Origin of the sequence: Janthinobacterium sp. EB271-G4-7A (assembly GCF_020858075.1) — a bacterium.
GTDB lineage: Bacteria > Pseudomonadota > Gammaproteobacteria > Burkholderiales > Burkholderiaceae_D > Janthinobacterium > Janthinobacterium lividum.
The window spans coordinates 121665-138630 of record NZ_JACYMI010000002.1 but is presented as its reverse complement, the minus strand read 5'-3'; the positions used below and the strand labels follow the sequence as shown (position 1 = coordinate 138630).

The window sequence follows — 16966 nt, the reverse complement described above, 5'->3', positions numbered from 1 at the left end:
GCAAATGCATCGCCAGGGACGTTAGAAATCAATATTAGCCAGCGATAACGGCTTTGACCTTGGCCACGACGTTCTCGACCGTGAAGCCGAAGTGCTTGAACAGCACGCCAGCCGGAGCCGATTCGCCAAACGTGTCGATACCGACCACGGCGCCTTCCAGGCCCACGTATTTGTACCAGAAGCTGGTCACACCCGCTTCGATGGCCACGCGCGGCACGCCTTTCGTCAGCACGCTGGCCTTGTAGGCTGCGTCCTGGCGGTCATACACGTCGGTCGACGGCATCGACACCACGCGCACGTTGATGCCTTCGGCGGCCAGCGCGCTGGCGGCGGCGACAGCCAGTTCCACTTCGGAACCGGTGGCGATCAGGATCGCCTTGGCATCGGCCACGTCGTTCAGCACATAGCCGCCGCGGTAGATGTTGTCGATCTGTTCGGCGCTACGCTCCTGGTACGGCAGATTCTGGCGCGAGAAGATCAGGGTCGACGGGCCATCCTTGCGGCGCACGGCGGCGCCCCAGGCAGCGGCCGACTCGACGGTGTCGCATGGACGCCAGTTGTCCAGGTTCGGGATCAGGCGCATCGACGAGACGTGCTCGACCGATTGGTGCGTCGGGCCGTCTTCGCCCAGGCCGATCGAATCGTGGGTGAACACGAAGATCGAACGCAGCTTCATCAGGGCAGCCATGCGCAGGGCATTGCGGCTGTAGTCGGAGAACGTCAGGAACGTGGCGCCGAACGGGATGTAGCCACCGTGCAAGGTGATGCCGTTCATGATGGCGCTCATGCCGAATTCGCGCACGCCATAGTTGATATGGTTGCCCGGCTGGCCCGAGCGCACGGCCACGCACTCTTTCCAGTTGGTCAGGTTCGAACCGGTCAGGTCGGCCGAACCGCCGAGGAATTCCGGCAGGGACGACGCCAGTGCCTGGATGGCGTTCTGGCTGGCCTTGCGGGTGGCGATGTTTTCTTTTTTCTCGACGCAGGAAGCGATGGCGGCCGACAGCGCCGTTTCAAACGCGGCTGGCAACTCGCCCTGCATGCGGCGCGACAATTCTGCGGCTTGCTGCGGGAATTCACGGCTGTAGGCGGCAAAGCGCTCGTTCCAGTCCGCTTCCAGCAAGGCGCCTTGTTTCTTGGCATCCCAGGCCGCGTACACGTCGGCCGGCATCTCAAATGGCGCGGCATCCCAGCCGATGTATTCGCGCACGGCAGCGATTTCCTTGTCGCCCAGCGCGGCGCCGTGGACCTTGTCGCCGCCTTGCAGGTTCGGCGAACCCTTGCCGATGATGGTCTTGCAGCAGATCAGGGTTGGCTTCGATGCGGTCTTGGCGGCGGCGATGGCGGCAGCCACGGCGGCAACATCGTGGCCATCGACGGCGCGGATGACGTTCCAGCCGTACGCTTCGAAGCGGGCCGGGGTGTCGTCCGTGAACCAGCCTTCGACTTTGCCGTCGATGGAAATGCCGTTGTCATCGTACAAGGCGATCAGCTTGTTCAAGCCCAGGGTGCCGGCCAGCGCGCACACTTCGTGCGAAATACCTTCCATCAGGCAACCGTCGCCAACGAAAGCATAAGTGTAGTGGTTGACGATGTCGTAGCCAGGCTTGTTGAATTCAGCAGCCAGCAATTGCTCCGACAGGGCCATGCCGACGGCGTTGGCGATGCCCTGGCCCAGCGGGCCGGTAGTCGTCTCGATGCCTGGCGTGATATCGACTTCCGGGTGGCCCGGGGTTTTCGAATGCATCTGGCGGAAAGCCTTGATGTCATCCATCGACAGGTCGTAACCGGTCAGGTGCAGCAGCGCGTAATGCAGCATCGAGCCGTGGCCGTTCGACAACAGGAAACGGTCGCGGTTCTGCCATTTTGGATTCGCGGGATTGTGGCGATAGTGACCACTCCACAGAGCAACTGCGATCTCGGCCATGCCCATCGGCATGCCTGGATGGCCGGAGTTGGCCTTTTGTACAGCGTCCATTGCCAGTGCGCGGATCGCATTGGCCATTTTGGTAGTCGGGAGCGTAGTTGTCATGATGGTGTGGGTCAGTCGCGAGTTTGGGATTCGTTTGCAACAGCACGGACAGGGAAGCCGGCTGCTTTCTGTGGTCAAGTATTTTACCAGACTGGGGGGCCGCAAATTAGAATTGCGGCGTACTGGCCAGCCAAATGGCTATACTTTGACGTCTTTCCACCCCACATATACCCCCGTTGAGGATTTGCATGCCGCGTTTTTTCTGCCCCCAGCCGCTCGTTGCCGGCACCACCATCGCCCTGCCGGAGGCTGTCGCCCACCATATCCAGGTCGTGCGCCTGGCGCCGGGCGATGTCATCACCCTGTTCAATGGCGAAGGCGGCGAAGTGCAAGCGAGCCTGGTGACGGTTGCCAAGCGCAGCGTGACGGCTGAAATCCAGACGCACATAGCGCGCGAAGCGGAGCTGCCCTACGCCGTGACCCTGGCGCAGGCGCTGCCGGAAGCATCCAAAATGGACTGGATCATCGAAAAAGCCATCGAACTGGGCGCGGCGGGCATCGTGCCGCTGTCGGCCCAGCGCTGCGTCGTGCGCTTGTCAAGCGAACGGGCCGAAAAAAAACTCGCGCATTGGCAAGGCATTATCGTTTCCGCTTCGGAACAATGCGGGCGCAACCGCCTGGCGCAGCTGGCACCGCTGCAGGATTTCAATAGCTGGAGTAGCCAGCAAGATTTACATAAACGCATCATTTTGACGCCGCGCGCGGAGCAGTCCCTGGCCGACTGGGCCCGCCACCAGCCGCCGCAAGCCATCACCGTGATGGTAGGACCGGAAGGCGGGTTTTCGGAGGCGGAAGAAAAGGCGGCCCTCGCCGCCGGCGCCATCGGCCTGGCCATGGGCCCGCGCATCCTGCGCACGGAAACGGCGGGCCTGACGGCATTGGCCACGCTGAGTGCCTTGTGGGGCGGGATGTAAGCAGTCAAGACTGGACGAGCAGGCAAAAAAAACCCCGCTAGCTTGCGCTAGCGGGGTTTTTCTTTTCCCCTCTTGCCGTGAGACACGGCAAGGGGTGAAAAACAAGTCAATTAAAACTTGTAGTTGTACTCGGCGGTCAGACGCACGGAACGCGGTGCGGTGTAGCTGATAACGCGGCCGTAGGTTGGGCTGACGTTCAACGAGCTGTCCACGTTGTACGTTTCGTCCAGGGTCTGCACGGTTTGCTTGTTGAGTACGTTAAATACGTCAACTTTCAATGCCAGACCTTTCACCAGTTGCGGACGGTAGGACAGATTCATGTCCAGACGCGTATCCCACGGCAGGGTGCCTTTGGAGCCGCGTGGCGAAGCAGCACCATCGCAGTAGAAGTAGACCGAACCATAGTCCACTTCGCCAGGAACGTTAGGGTTCCAGCCGAAGCAGTTCTTCGGACGACCCGAAGCCAGCAAGGCGTTCGCGCCGACAGTCCACTCAGGGTTCAGTTCATAGAAACCGAAGGCCTTGATTTGGTGCTCGCGGTTGTTTGGCAGCAAGCCGTTGGCATTCACCATCAACTCTGGATTATCCCAGGTCGACGTTGCGGCAACGTCGGTTTGGGCATTGTCCGAACGGGTTTGACCTTCGGTATTACCTTTGCTGCGCGACCACGTGTAGTTCACACGGCCATACCAGCCATCACGCATCGGATGCTCAGCAAACAGATCGATTGCCGTGTACGTACGTTTCGCTTCGTCAAAGCCCAGCTGTGCTTTGGTCAGGTGAACTTTCGTGTAGTTGCTGCGGGTACCAGCATAGTCGACCAGGAAGGTGTTGTCTTTACCTGGGTTAAACGATGCACACGAAAAGCCGGAGTAGTTCGACGTATCGATATTGTTATCAACAGCGTAAGCATCGATCAAACGGGTATCGCAGTAATCATCGATGGTGGCTTTCAATTGGCGATAAGTCACTTTCGCGCCAAAGTTCAGGCTAGGCGAAAACGCTTTTTCGAAACCGATGGTCAACTCATCCTGATACGTTGCCTTGATATCCTGGGCAACAACGGTTTTTGGATCCTTGTACTGACCCAATTCGTTGTTGACCGAGTAAACCGGTGCCAGCGATTGCAGGCCCGTCGGCTGACCGTAAGCGTCGGTACCCGTGTAGGTGTAGCCTTCACGTGTCAGTGTCGAACGGCTGCCACCGCGAACGGCAAGGTGGGTCGGGATTTGCAGAGCATAACGACCAGCGCTACCGTACACTTTCAACGAGGCATCACCGTTGACGTCCCATGCCGCGGCAAAGCGTGGCGAGATCATGTTCTTCACTTCCAGGAAGGTATCACCGTCGCCGTTGACGTTTTTAAAGCCTTCGTTACGAATGCCCAAGGTCAGCAACAGGTCCTTCGTGGTTTGCCAGCGGTCTTCCAGGTATTGTGCGCTTTGCTCGGAACGAGCATCCGTCACGCTGGAGAACAGGCGCTTGCTGACCCAGTAACCCTGGGAAGCCAGCAGACCAGGATTGTTCGAGGTCTTCACGGTGCTACCACCCAACTGCAGCGGCACAGTACCGTCACCAACACCGTTTTTACGGGTTTGGCCATACACCCAGATACCGCCGCCGCCATAGATGTCACCGACGTTGGTCGAGGTCAGCTTGTTGTCATCCAAACCGCCACGGATGGTGTGGTTGCCAATCTTGTATTCCAGATCCAGACGGGTAGACTTGATTTTGCTGGCCGAGTCGTTAGCGGAAACAGCACCGTTCAAGGTTTGCGGGCTGCTGTAGTTCAAGCCAGGCGCGCGGACATTGCTGGCGGCGCTGATCTGGAACAGATCCGCAGGTGCGGTACCGATCGGATCATAAACAGCCGAGTTCGGCGTTTTGCTTTGACCGTACAGGGCATTGACCGTCAAGTTTTCAGTCAGGTTACCCGTGTAGCGAATAATTTGCGTTTCTGCACCAACCGATGGCGAGAAGTCTTCGCTGTTCTTGTAGTGCTGCGATGCGGTCTTGGCAAGACGACGGCTGTTCGTGTAGTCGTAGCCATACAATTGACGGTCGGTCTTGGCTTCGTCGCCCAGCAACGTCATTTCCAGACGGTGATCATCCGTGATATTCCAGTCAAACTTCGCCATGTAGCGGTCGATCTTGTGCTGGTTCGACTGCCAGCCAGTGGTGGCGTTCGATGCCGAGGTACGGGTACCCAGCGCGGCGTCGGTATCGAGACTGCGCGATTCAAACGCGGCAAACATGAACAGTTTGTCTTTGATGATCGGGCCACCCACATAGGCGCCATACGTCTTTTCCGAGCGCGAGCTGTCGTTGCGGCGCAGGTACAGCGTATTGTCGGTCGCGGCGTTCGAGGTCGCGCCCGTATTCGGGTAGTAATAGTCTTTTGGCGTCGAGCGCAAACCGTTAGGCTCGATGGCAACCTGGGCACCGAATTCCCAGTTGTTGGTACCGCTCTTCGTCGTGACGTTGACCACGCCGCCAACCGAACGGCCAAACTCGGCGCCGAAGCCGCCGGTCAGGATCTGTGCCTGGGCGATCGCGCCGAATGGCAGTTCCGATGCGCCCAATTGGGTCAGCGGATTGGTAACTGGGAAACCATTGATGTAATACGCATTTTCCGAAGCGCCGCCGCCGCCGAACGATGCGCCGGCAGAGTAACGGGAGTCAGCACGGGTCGTGTTAGGCGCCAACTGAATGATCGCGGCAACGTTTTGCGCGATAGGCAATTTTGCCAGTTCTTTGGCGGTAAACGTCGCGCCATTGTTCGAGCTCGAAACGTCGATGCGACTACGACGACCGGTAACCTGCACTGCCTGTACCGCGCTGCTGGCGAACGATGCATCAACGCCTTGACCCACGATAACATCGGTTTCGACGGTGTTGACGGTCTTGCCGTCGCGCACCAAGTCAATCTTGTAATGGCCTGGAGCCATGCCCGACGCAAAATAGCGACCCTCGGCATCGACCGTCACGGTACGTTTGGTACCAGTACCGATATTTTGCAAGACAACGGAAGCGCCAGCGGCTGCGCCATCGACCGTACCGTAAATATTACCGGCAGCGTTAGATTGCGCCATTGCGACAGGAACGACAGCTGCAGTCACCGCAGTCGCACTAAATGCAATCGCCAATGCACGCACTAAGACAGTTTTTCTAAACATGTGATTTCCTAATTATAGTTAAGCTTTTCTCGTGGATCAGCTTGGATAGAATGCATACAACAAATCACGGTCAATATTATTTTAAGTCCCGATTTTCCCCACTCCGTCATTTTATGACAGGTCATATAGTCCTATAGCCGGTCCCCTAGCTAGCTGACTAGACAACATATGGAAACATATGCAAACCTTAACTGTCAACAAACAGAACAGAATGGTGCGCAGAAACAACACACCTGCACAAAAAAGGTCAGAAAAAATAAACACACCCAAAAATGGTGCGGCAATGCACAATTTTGATGCGTGGAAAAGGCATAAAAATGCATATGCAATTACGTTTTTAGCGCGTTGCCAGCTCTTGCATGTATGAAAAAAGGGAGGAGTGCGGCCGCAGGAAGCGGTTATGTGCGAGTGCGCAAATAGAGACCCGCTGCCCGCCACGCACCGCCCAAAACCTCACGAATAGGGGGTACGCTGACGGGGATCGAACGAAATATGCAGCCGCTATCAGATGGCTAAACGTTTCTGCTCTGGAGTAGGATTCAAAATAAATGAATTATCATTTAAATAATTATTTCTTTTTATATGCAATACGCTTCATCTCTTGCAGGTTGCGCAAGTTTCTCTCTTCCTGATCATTATCATTTTCCAATTTCACCAACTGGGCTTTATGTTGCGCATTGCTGTTATAAACAAATTCTTCAGTATCTTTTTTCCAGCGAACATTATCGGCAATGATTCCATCCGCGACCTTCTGGCTGTCATTTGCTATTTTTTTATACGTCTCAGAAATCAGTACATCTGCCTTGACAAATTCCTCATTGCTCATCAGCTTAAGGATATCTGGCGGAATAGTATTTGTTATTGGCATCGCCGCATTCAGATTCTTTACGAAACGCCCATAACAATCCACCCATGCATTAACGGCAGAATTCACCGAAGTAATTTCAGTATTTTTAGTAGACACCTTGGGAATTACTGGATGGGTACAATTAAATTTTCCATAGGCGACATTGGCACCGTCAAAGTTGGTGGTGTAGTAAGCGATGTCGGTTTTGCGTGCGCTCCGTTGTTGCACCAGATCCAGTGATGCGGCCGCTTCCGGGTTGCCGCTGGCAGCAGCCTGCTTGAGCCAGTACGTCGCCTGCGCTACGTCCTCTGTCGTGCCTTCACCAAAACCGTACATTTCACCCAGCTGCAATTGCGCGGCACTGTTACCCTGCTTAGCCAATTTCGTGAACTTCTGGAACGCAGTTGAAAAATCCTTGGCTTCCCACGACTTCTGAGCATCGGCAAGGTCATCTGCATGTACAGCCCCGAATGCCATCATTAAGCAAAAGCTGAGTGTAATTTTTTTCATCTTGACGTCCACTAGAAAGTTGATCGGAATAAAAGAATTTTCTGCTGGCAGGTTCGTTGCTCGTACGGAAACAGTAGCAGTTCCCAGAAGGCAAATACAGCCCGACGAGTGCTTTAATCGTAGCTCAGAAATACGGGTTCCGCAATTAATAAGTTTGGCAAAAGGATCACATTTTTACGGCACTGTTAAATAAAAAAGACAAGCAAACCGTCACACCTCGTTAACTATTTATATTGTTTACACACAACCGAACCATCCATGGCAAATCGACGACGACGCAGCCGTCATGCAACGTCCGCCCCACATACCCGCCAGCCATCATTGACATGCTCTGCAAATAGCAGCGCTAGGGGTAAAATAGCGCCTGGACTGCGCTCTTCCCTCCCTGGCAAAACCTTCTCATCGCAAGTTATGGTTGGCAAGGTGCAACAGCTTGCCAGGCAGTCTTTGCGTGCTTTATTCATGGGGCCTAGATAGCCCCCAACCTTGGACCCATCATTATGTTGCGACTCAACGAAGTAAAACTCCCCCTCGAACACGACGAAGCGGCCCTGCCCGCCGCCATCCTGGCGCGCCTGGGCATAGCCGCCGCCGATTTGCTCGGCTTTACCGTCTTCAAACGCAGCTATGACGCGCGCAAGCGCAGCGCCGTGGTGCTGATTTACTCGCTGCACGTTGAAGTCAGGAACGAGGCCGCCGTGCTGGCGCGCCTGCAGCACGATGTGCACCTGATGCCCGCGCCCGACACCGACTATAAATTCGTCGCCGGCGGCGAACAGCTGGCCGGCCACACCAATGAACCGCGCCCCATCGTCATCGGCACGGGCCCCTGCGGCTTGTTCGTGGCGCTGATCCTGGCGCAGATGGGCTTGCGCCCCCTCATCCTGGAGCGGGGCAAGCAGGTGCGCGAACGCACGGTCGACACCTTCGGCTTCTGGCGCAAGCGCGAACTGAACCCGGAATCGAACGTGCAGTTCGGCGAAGGCGGCGCCGGCACCTTTTCCGACGGCAAGCTGTACAGCCAGATCAAGGACCCCAAGCACTACGGCCGCAAGGTCTTGACGGAATTCGTGAAGGCGGGCGCGCCTGAAGAAATCATGTACGTGAGCAAACCGCACATCGGCACCTTCCGCCTGGTCAAGATGGTGGAAGAAATGCGCGCCAATATCGAACGGCTGGGCGGCGAATATCGCTTCAGCAGCAAAGTGGTCGATCTCGACATCGTGCCAGGCAGCGATGGCGGCCAGGTGCGTGGCGTGGTGCTGGACAATGGCGAAACCATCGCCAGCAACCACGTCGTGCTGGCCATCGGCCACAGCGCGCGCGACACCTTCGAGATGCTGCACCGCCGCGGCGTGTACATCGAAGCGAAACCGTTTTCGATCGGCTTCCGCGTGGAACACCCGCAATCCCTGATCGACAGCTGCCGCTTCGGACCCAGCGCGGGCCACCCGATCCTGGGCGCGGCCGACTACAAGCTGGTACACCATGCCAGCAATGGCCGTTCCGTCTACAGCTTCTGCATGTGCCCGGGCGGCACCGTGGTGGCGGCCGCGTCGGAACCGGGGCGCCTGGTGACGAACGGCATGAGCCAGTATTCGCGCAACGAGCGCAACGCCAACAGCGCCATCGTGGTCGGCATCACGCCGGCCGACTACCCGGGCGACCCGCTGGCCGGCATCGCCCTGCAACGCGAACTGGAAGAGCGCGCGTTTGCCCTGGGAGGCGGCAACTACGATGCGCCAGGGCAATTGGTCGGCGACTTCGTCGCAGGCCGCGCCTCGACCGAATTTGGCAGCGTGGTGCCATCGTACAAGCCGGCCGTACACTTGACGGACCTGGCGCCATCACTGCCCGAATACGCGATCACGGCCCTGCGCGAAGCGTTTCCGGCGTTCAACAAGCAGATCAAGGGCTATTACAAGGCCGACGCCGTGCTGACGGGCGTGGAAACGCGCACCTCTTCGCCGATCCGCATCAAGCGCCGCGACGACGACCTGCAAAGCCTGAATACACGGGGACTGTTCCCCGCGGGCGAAGGCGCCGGCTATGCGGGCGGCATCCTGTCGGCGGCCGTCGATGGCATCAAGGTGGCTGAAGCGGTGGCGCTGTCGATGGCGGCACGCGGCTAAGCACGCTGTCCCCGCCCTGCAGCGTGACGAAAAAAAACCGGCACCATGTGCCGGTTTTTTTACGCCTGCGCGCTGCTTAAAACTTGTACGAGGCATTCAGGTAGCCAGTGCGGCCGCGCGGATCGTAGTAGCGGTCGTCATAGCCGAATTGCTGGCCGCGGTTCGCGCCGGACGTCGATGGCACGAATGGCGGGCTCTTGTCGGTCAAGTTCAGCACGCCTGCGGTGAGGACCCAGCTCTTGCTGGGCGTCCATACCGTTTGCCAGTCGAGCGTCGAATAGAAGCCCACTTTCATTCGGATCTTTTCCTGGCCCGTCACGGCGCCCGAAGCGTCAAGCACATCGACCGACGTTTCCTGGTCCTTGTAGCCGGACAGGAAGTTGACCGTCAGCGAATTGGCCCAGTTGCCCGTTTTCAGGGTATTCGTCCACTGGCCGCGCGTGCGGAAAGTCACCGTGCCCAGATCGGCAAAGTTGCCCAGCGCCGAATAATATTGGCCATCGCGTTCCAGCTGCACATCCTCGCGCAGCATCTGCGTCGCATTCAGCTGCGACGTGAACAGGCCGATGCCGGAGCGGTAACGGGCGCTGACGTCGATATCGACGCCGGTGGCAAACGATTTACCGAGGTTCTGGTTATCCGCCAGGAAGGCCAGGTAGGTCGTCCCCGTGCCCACGTCCTTGTTGACGCCCCAGGATTTCGGGAAGTTGGCCGGATTGGCGAATACCAGCTGTTCCGTCAGCTGGCCGAAGGAATCGCGGATCTGCACATGCCACAGGTCGGCGCCCAGGGTGATGGCGCTGATCGGCTCGTAACGGAAACCGATGGTCGCCTGTTTCGATTTCTCGGGCTGCAAGTCGCGGTTGCCGCCGGCCAGCTGATCGTACTGGCGATTGCCTGGCTGGCATTGTGCATTCAGGCGCGTGGCGATGGCTTGCAAGGCTGGCGAGCACGTGTACTTGTCGCTGGTGACACCATAGCCGCGCTGCAAGGCATTCACTTGCGGCACGGTCGGCGCATGGAAGCCATTACCGACCGAACCGCGGATCAGCAAGGTGGGCGCCGGCGTCCACTTGAAGCTGGCCTTGGCCGTGGTGGCGCCGCCGAAGTCCGAGAAGTCATCGAAACGCAAGGCCGCACCCAGTTCCAGTTCTTTCAGCACAGGTGCGATAACTTCGCCAAAGATGCCCTTCGAGGTGCGGCTGGCGCTGTATGGCTGGCTGCTGGCCGCGTCGCCGAAACGCTGGTCGCATTCCAGGCCCGTCGTACCGCCGCACAAAGTGCCTTTTACGGGATCGGCCAGGATGCCTTGCGCAAACGGGCTCGGCTTGGCCGAGAATTCCTCGCGGTTGATGTTGGCGCCCACGCCCAACATCATGGCGCCGCCAGCCAGACGCCGCACTTCCGTCGACCCATTCAAATTGATGGTTTGCAAGCGCGAGGTGCCGCCATCCCAGTAACCGGAGAAAGTGGCGCTTTTGATGGCTTCCTGCGCCGCAGTGGACTGCTTGCCCGGGCCGACGAAGGGGTCGAGCAAGCCGCTTGACGTGAGATTGTTGACGGCGATGGCGCCAGGATAGCCGGAAATACTGCCTTTTACGCGGCTTTCCGAGAAGTTGTACGAGGCGTTGTAATCCCAGCCGGCAGCGACGCCGCGCGTACCGACCACCACGCTGGCGAAGTCAGCCGTATCCTTCGAGGTACGCTGGCCCATGTCGAACAGCCGGTAAAAAGCCGTGCTGTCGCCAGTAATACCGATTGGCAATAAATACTTGTCATGCAGGGGCGTGCCTGCATCCACGGCAATGGCGCCAGGGACGGGCGCGATGCGCGAGGTTTGCTTGGTGCGCGACAGCAGCACGTCCGCAAACACTTCGTGGCCGGCAATCTTGAAGGTGCCAGAGGCCATGAAGTTGTCACGCTTGCGTTCCGGATAGATTTCCAGATCCTTGGTGAAATCGTAGCCGCAGTAGTCATCGACCAGGCCGCTGCCATCGTTATACGGTTCGATCACGCGGAACGTCTTCTCGGGACAGGACCCGTTGCTCTTCTGGAAAGGACTGATCAACTGGCCATTGTCATCGGTGGCGTTGGCCGGAATCGGGCTGGCCGAGAATTGCTGCTTCTGATAGCGCTTGCCGTTGGCCGAAAATTGCACCTTGCCCGTGCTGGCGAACTTGCGGTCGACGGAAGCGAGCTTGTCGCGCTCGTCGTGGCCAAAGGTCAGCACCACATTGTAGCCATCGTCTTCCAGGTTGCCAAAGCCCTTGGTGGCGCTGATGCGTTTCTCGCGCGCACCGTTTTTTGGTGCGGAATAGCCGATGGACACATCGCCTTCTGTCGTGTCGTGCTTGGTAATGAAGTTGACCACGCCGGCAATGGCGTCGGCGCCGTACAGCGCGGAAGCGCCGTCAGTCAGCAGTTCGACGCGCTGAATGGCTGAAATGGGAATCGAATTCAAATCGAAACCGGCGGCAAAACCGGTCAGCGTCTGGCCGCCGAACTGGGCCAGGCGCTTGCCGTTCAGCAAGACGAGCGTACGCGTCTCACCCACGTTATGCACGGAAATACCGGAGAAACCAAAGGTGCTGCCGCCCACCGAGGAACTTTCACTGGTGGCGCCCTGGGCGGAAGAGAGTTTCTTGACCAGATCGGTGACCGAGGTGGCACCCGAGGTTCGGATGGCTTCAGCGGTCAGGACGGTGACCGGCAAGGCGCCTTCGGCGGCGATGCGCTTGATCGACGAGCCCGTGACTTCCACGCGCTGGATCTGCGTATCGGCCCCTTGCGCATCCTGCGCGATCGCCGACTGTGACGCAACGGACAGCGCCGCTGCCACGCCGCCAGCGCAAACGATGCGCACGGCATGGGAGATGACGGTTTCTTTAAGCATGGTGACCCCTTTTCATTGTACGTTATACAAGCAACGGATCTGGTATCCGCACTGCAGTCGTTCACTTCAAGGCACTCTTGCACCGCACATTTTTCAGGTCCCGGCCCCAGCAGGGAGCTCCACGTATTTGCGCGGAAAAAGACACTAGACAACTGAAAGTTAACTTGGAAACTACATAGAATCACAATGCCAATCTTGGTGTCAACAGAACTCAGCACGTGTATGGCGTGCATACAACATTGTGAAAACAAAGGAGGATGGATCAAGCAGGCCACCTGGAGGTGGCGCAAACGCAGGCCTGGTCAGCAGCCTAGCCGGCCAGCGGCAGCCTGATCTGTATATGACAGCCGGGAGTGCTGTCGATGGCGCACACCTGGCCGCCCAGTTGCTGCACGATCGTGTAGACGATGTGCATGCCCAGGCCGGAGCCGCCCTGGCCCCGCTTGGTAGTGAAAAACGGTTCAAACATATGCTCGCGCACGGCCGGCGCGAGGCCGATGCCGTCGTCGGAAAAATCCAGCAGCAGCCAGCGCGCAGGCGCGTCAGTGCCATCCGCCTCGATGCGCGCGCGTATCGTGATGCGCCCCGGCCCGCCTTGCGGATAGCCATGGCGGGCGCTGTTCATCAGCAGGTTCGAGAGGATTTGCGACAGCTTGCCGGCCGCCAGGCGCACCTGGCAATCGGGGGCGATATCGAGTTCCACGCCGAGCGCCGCCTTGCGCAGTTCCGGACTGTGCGCCGATACCAGGCCGTGCACATAGTCGTGCAGGGCCAGGTCGGCCACGTATTCGCTGACCTGGTCCACTGCCAGCTGCTTGAAATTGCCGATCAGGTCGGCAGCGCGCGCCAGGTTGCGCTCGACCAGGGCGGCCGCGCCTTTCAAGGATTCGGCAATGTCGATCAGTTCGGCGCGGCTGACCTTGGCGCCGCCCAGCAGCTGTACCAGCTGGTCGGCATAGCTGCCCATGCTCGACGCCGCCGTCAGCGCCACGCCGATGGGCGTGTTGACTTCATGCGAGACGCCGGCCACCAGCGAACCGAGCGCCGCCATCTGTTCCTGCTCGATCAGGTTCGCTTGCGCCGCCAGCAGCGACTCGGTGCGCACGCGCACGATTTCTTCCAGCTGCTGGGTGCGCTCCTGGTGCTGCAGCTCGGCCGCGCCGCGCGCCGAGAAGATCGACAGCAGCAGCAGCGCCAGCAAGCGCTTGTTTTCATCGATGGGCCGCGTGTCGATGGCCGACAGGATGCCCAGGGTCTTGCCATCGGTATCGATCAGCGGCATGCCGACATAGCTTTCCGCCCGCATGTCGACGAGGAGGCTATCGAATGGAAAGCGACGCTGGATGTCGCTGCCATGAAAACACATGCTCTGGCAAGTCACGTCCTGGCAAGGCGTGTGCTGCAGGCTGTATTCGATATTCGGCTGGTAGCCGTCGCCGCCCCACAGGGCGAGGGTGCGGATGCCTTCGCTGCCGTCGTCCAGGCGCACCAGCCGCCCGGCGATCACATAGCGCACGTCGAGCGCTTCGGCCAGGTCCTTGACGAGGATGCGCAGGAAGTCGTCGCCACGGGCATGCGCCGTCGAGGCGGTAATCGAGCGCAGCGCCGCTTCCGCCAAGGTGCGCCGCTGCTCGGCATCGAACAGGGGTTCTTGCGAATTCACATCAAACAACGGAATACTCATGAATGCTCCTGCGCAGCACCGGAAGCGCAGGCACACTTGCCGGCGCGGCGACTCTCAGCCATGGCCCGCCCCAGCGGACCTGCCGCGATTGTACCCCTGGCTATTGTTTAATAATACAGATACACAGGAATTTTTTATAGCCAGCCGGAACGCTTGAACAAGTAATACATATAACCGCAGACACAGCTCATCACTGCCACGGCGGCCGGGTAGCCATAATGCCAGTCCAGCTCCGGCATGAACTTGAAGTTCATGCCCCAGATGCCGGCAAACGCCGTGAACACGGCGAAAATAGCGGCCCAGGCCGCCAATTGCTTGTTCACTTCGCTCTCGTCGATGGCCACCATCGACAGATTCACCTGAATCGCCGTGCTGATCGTGTCGCGGATCGTGTCGAGCGTGCCGTTGATGCGTGCCAGATGGTCATGCACGTCACGGAAATACTCCTGGGTATCGTGGCACAGGGGCGGCACGCGGCCGCCATGCAGCTTGCCCACCGCTTCCATCAGGGGCGCCACCACGTGGCGCAAGACCATGACCTTGCGCTTCAATTGATACAGGCGTTCGATATTGTCGCGCTCGGTGCCACGGTCGAAGATGCGGTCCTCGATCAGTTCCAGTTCCGATTCCAGCGCGTCGAGCACGGGAAAGTAACGGTCGACGACGGCGTCCATCAGCGCATACAGCACAAAGGCGGAGCCCTGACGCAGCAAGTGCGGTTCACGCTCGGCGCGCGCACGGACGCCAAGGAACCCTTGCGAGCTGTTGCTGCGCGACGAAAGCACGTAATTGGCGCCCACGAAAATGTCGACTTCGCCCAACACCAGTTCGTTCTCGACCATTTCCACAGTTTTCACGACGGCAAACAGGGAATCGCCATATTCCTCGATCTTCGGGCGCTGGTGACCCCGTTGCGCGTCTTCCACCGCCAGTTCATGCAGGCAAAACTCGTGCTGCATCTGTTTCAGCTCGTCCGGCGTAGCGTCGAGCAGGGCTACCCAGACGAAGCAATCGGGGCGCTCGACGTAGTCGCTGATGTCGTCGATCGGCAAGTCGGCCAGTTTTTTGCCATCCTGGTAGGCCACGCAGTTTATGAGCATGCTATTCCACAGTTCAAGTTAACACCGGACGAAACAGTCCGGCAGGCGCCAGCTTACCTTATCGCCTGCTGTGGGTGTTGTGGCGTGCAAGGAACACCGCAAGAAAAAGCGGACGGGGGGAGCCCCCGTCCGGCAAGACGTCAATCTTCCTTGGCGCCGTCGATGCCCAGTTCGGATATCTTGCGGGTGATGGTGTTGCGGCCGATGCCCAGGCGCACGGCGGCATCGTTCTTGCGCCCGTGCGTATGCTTGAGCGCCGTCTTGATCAGGGCCGACTCGAACTGGCGTCCCAGCACGGCCATGACCTCCTGCTGCCCTGCCCCCAGCATGCCGGCCGCCTGCAATTCCAGTAAACCGATCCAGCCCGGCGGCGCGCCGTTGGCGGGTGCGGCCGCCTCGAAGACCTGGCCGCCATGCGGATGAGCCACGGCCGCCGGCGCAGCTTCGCCCGCCGCCGCGGTGGCCGCGCCATCGCCCTGCCCCTGCGTCAATTCCAGCGGCAAGTCCTTGATTTCCACCGTCTGGCCCGGCGCCATGACGGTGATCCAGTTGCACAGGTTTTCCAGCTGGCGCACATTGCCGGGCAAATCGAGGCTGCTGAGGAACTGCATCGTCGGCTCGCTCATGCGCTTGGCTTCCACACCCAGCTGGCGCGCGCTTTGCACCAGGAAGTGGCGCACCAGGATGGGGATATCCTCGCGCCGCTCCCTCAAACTGGGCAGGCGCAGGCGGATCACGTTCAGGCGGTGATACAAGTCTTCGCGGAACAGGCCGTCGCGCACGCGCTGCTCGAGATTCTGGTGCGTGGCGGTAATGACGCGCACGTTCGCCTTCATGGGCTGATGCCCGCCGACGCGGTAGAAATGGCCGTCGGACAGCACGCGCAGCAAGCGGGTCTGCAGGTCGAACGGCATGTCGCCGATTTCATCGAGGAACAAAGTGCCGTTCTCGGCTTGCTCGAAGCGGCCCCGGCGCGTCGTTTGCGCGCCCGTAAATGCGCCCCGTTCGTGGCCGAACAGTTCGGACTCCAGCAAATCCTTCGGGATCGCCGCCGTGTTCAGGGCAATGAAAGGCTGCGCCGCGCGTGGGCTGTGCTTGTGCAGCGCGCGCGCCACGAGTTCCTTGCCGGAACCGGATTCACCCGTGATCAGCACCGTCACATTCGATTGCGACAAGCGGCCGATGGCGCGGAAGACTTCCTGCATGGCCGGCGCCTGGCCGAGGATTTCCGGCGTCTCCGACGGGCCCGACTCGACGCTGGTCTCGCGCAGGCTTTCTTCCAGCGCGCGGCGGATCAGCTCGACGGCCTTGTCGATATCGAAGGGTTTCGCCAGGTATTCGAAGGCGCCGCCCTGGAAGGCTGCGACGGCCGAATCGAGGTCGGAAAAGGCCGTGATGATGATGACCGGCAAGCCGGGAAAACGCGACTTGACCGTCTGCAGCAATTCCAGGCCGGATGCGCCCGGCATGCGGATATCGGACACGAGCACTTGCGGCGTGTCAAATTCCAGTGCGGCGATGGCGTCGCGCGCATTGGCAAAACTCTTGGTGGCGAGATTTTCCCGCGCCAGGGCTTTTTCCAGCACCCAGCGGATTGATTCGTCGTCGTCAACTATCCAGATTGGCTTCATTAGTGTGTGCGTCCCGCAATGGATTTCATGGGTGGGATACCTCCTCG

The 16966-nt window shown here is 59.2% G+C and carries 10 protein-coding genes; 3 read left to right on the top strand and 7 right to left on the bottom strand.

The genetic code is table 11. The features are described from left to right. Positions 1-34: 34 nt before the first annotated feature. Positions 35-2032, bottom strand: coding sequence for a transketolase (gene tkt / locus IGS58_RS18205; protein WP_070280969.1), 1998 nt, complete (start codon positions 2030-2032; stop codon positions 35-37). A 188-nt stretch (positions 2033-2220) separates the two neighbouring features. Between tkt and IGS58_RS18200 the strand changes: the two genes are divergently transcribed. Next, the gene (locus tag IGS58_RS18200; RefSeq protein ID WP_070260034.1) at positions 2221-2946 is read left to right on the top strand and encodes a 16S rRNA (uracil(1498)-N(3))-methyltransferase; all 726 of its coding nucleotides are present in this window, start codon (positions 2221-2223) and stop codon (positions 2944-2946) included. A 110-nt stretch (positions 2947-3056) separates the two neighbouring features. Here IGS58_RS18200 and IGS58_RS18195 read toward each other — a convergent pair whose 3' ends face one another. Beyond that, positions 3057-6122 (bottom strand): TonB-dependent receptor, encoded by a 3066-nt coding sequence (locus IGS58_RS18195; RefSeq protein WP_070260036.1) that lies wholly within the window; start codon positions 6120-6122, stop codon positions 3057-3059. Between the two features lie 178 nt (positions 6123-6300). Here IGS58_RS18195 and IGS58_RS18190 point away from each other — a divergent pair, with 178 nt between their 5' ends. Continuing rightward, complete coding sequence (locus IGS58_RS18190; protein ID WP_230522301.1) at positions 6301-6489, top strand: hypothetical protein; 189 nt, start codon at positions 6301-6303, stop codon at positions 6487-6489. Between the two features lie 201 nt (positions 6490-6690). On the opposite strand, the gene IGS58_RS18185 is transcribed toward IGS58_RS18190, so the two are convergent. Beyond that, a complete protein-coding gene (locus IGS58_RS18185; protein WP_139144284.1) occupies positions 6691-7479 on the bottom strand; it encodes a tetratricopeptide repeat protein in 789 nt (262 codons plus the stop codon). A gap of 500 nt (positions 7480-7979) precedes the next feature. Between IGS58_RS18185 and IGS58_RS18180 the strand changes: the two genes are divergently transcribed. Then, on the top strand, positions 7980-9611 hold the full coding sequence (locus tag IGS58_RS18180; protein ID WP_070260040.1) for an NAD(P)/FAD-dependent oxidoreductase: 1632 nt from the start codon (positions 7980-7982) through the stop codon (positions 9609-9611). A 76-nt stretch (positions 9612-9687) separates the two neighbouring features. On the opposite strand, the gene IGS58_RS18175 is transcribed toward IGS58_RS18180, so the two are convergent. The 4 genes from IGS58_RS18175 to ntrC form a co-directional block, all read right to left on the bottom strand. After that, positions 9688-12504, bottom strand: a complete 2817-nt coding sequence (locus IGS58_RS18175; protein WP_070260042.1) for a TonB-dependent receptor plug domain-containing protein — start codon at positions 12502-12504, stop codon at positions 9688-9690. Positions 12505-12814: 310 nt separating this feature from the next. After that, positions 12815-14188 (bottom strand): GAF domain-containing sensor histidine kinase, encoded by a 1374-nt coding sequence (locus IGS58_RS18170; protein ID WP_230522300.1) that lies wholly within the window; start codon positions 14186-14188, stop codon positions 12815-12817. Positions 14189-14322: 134 nt separating this feature from the next. Beyond that, entirely contained in the window at positions 14323-15288 is a 966-nt protein-coding gene (corA, locus tag IGS58_RS18165; RefSeq protein WP_034760218.1) for a magnesium/cobalt transporter CorA, read from the bottom strand. A gap of 140 nt (positions 15289-15428) precedes the next feature. Further along, positions 15429-16919: a nitrogen regulation protein NR(I) gene (gene ntrC, locus IGS58_RS18160; protein ID WP_230522299.1), complete on the bottom strand. Its 1491-nt coding sequence runs from the start codon at positions 16917-16919 to the stop codon at positions 15429-15431. Positions 16920-16966 lie beyond the last annotated feature (47 nt).

Excerpts from the sequence above, each read along its gene's own strand:
- IGS58_RS18170 (WP_230522300.1), bottom strand. The coding sequence starts at position 14,188 with ATGAGTATTCCGTTGTTTGATGTGAATTCGCAAGAACCCCTGTTCGAT.
- IGS58_RS18175 (WP_070260042.1), bottom strand. The coding sequence starts at position 12,504 with ATGCTTAAAGAAACCGTCATCTCCCATGCCGTGCGCATCGTTTGCGCT.
- IGS58_RS18185 (WP_139144284.1), bottom strand. The coding sequence starts at position 7,479 with ATGAAAAAAATTACACTCAGCTTTTGCTTAATGATGGCATTCGGGGCT.
- tkt (WP_070280969.1), bottom strand. The coding sequence starts at position 2,032 with ATGACAACTACGCTCCCGACTACCAAAATGGCCAATGCGATCCGCGCA.
- IGS58_RS18195 (WP_070260036.1), bottom strand. The coding sequence starts at position 6,122 with ATGTTTAGAAAAACTGTCTTAGTGCGTGCATTGGCGATTGCATTTAGT.
- corA (WP_034760218.1), bottom strand. The coding sequence starts at position 15,288 with ATGCTCATAAACTGCGTGGCCTACCAGGATGGCAAAAAACTGGCCGAC.
- IGS58_RS18190 (WP_230522301.1), top strand. The coding sequence starts at position 6,301 with ATGCAAACCTTAACTGTCAACAAACAGAACAGAATGGTGCGCAGAAAC.
- IGS58_RS18200 (WP_070260034.1), top strand. The coding sequence starts at position 2,221 with ATGCCGCGTTTTTTCTGCCCCCAGCCGCTCGTTGCCGGCACCACCATC.
- ntrC (WP_230522299.1), bottom strand. The coding sequence starts at position 16,919 with ATGAAGCCAATCTGGATAGTTGACGACGACGAATCAATCCGCTGGGTG.
- IGS58_RS18180 (WP_070260040.1), top strand. The coding sequence starts at position 7,980 with ATGTTGCGACTCAACGAAGTAAAACTCCCCCTCGAACACGACGAAGCG.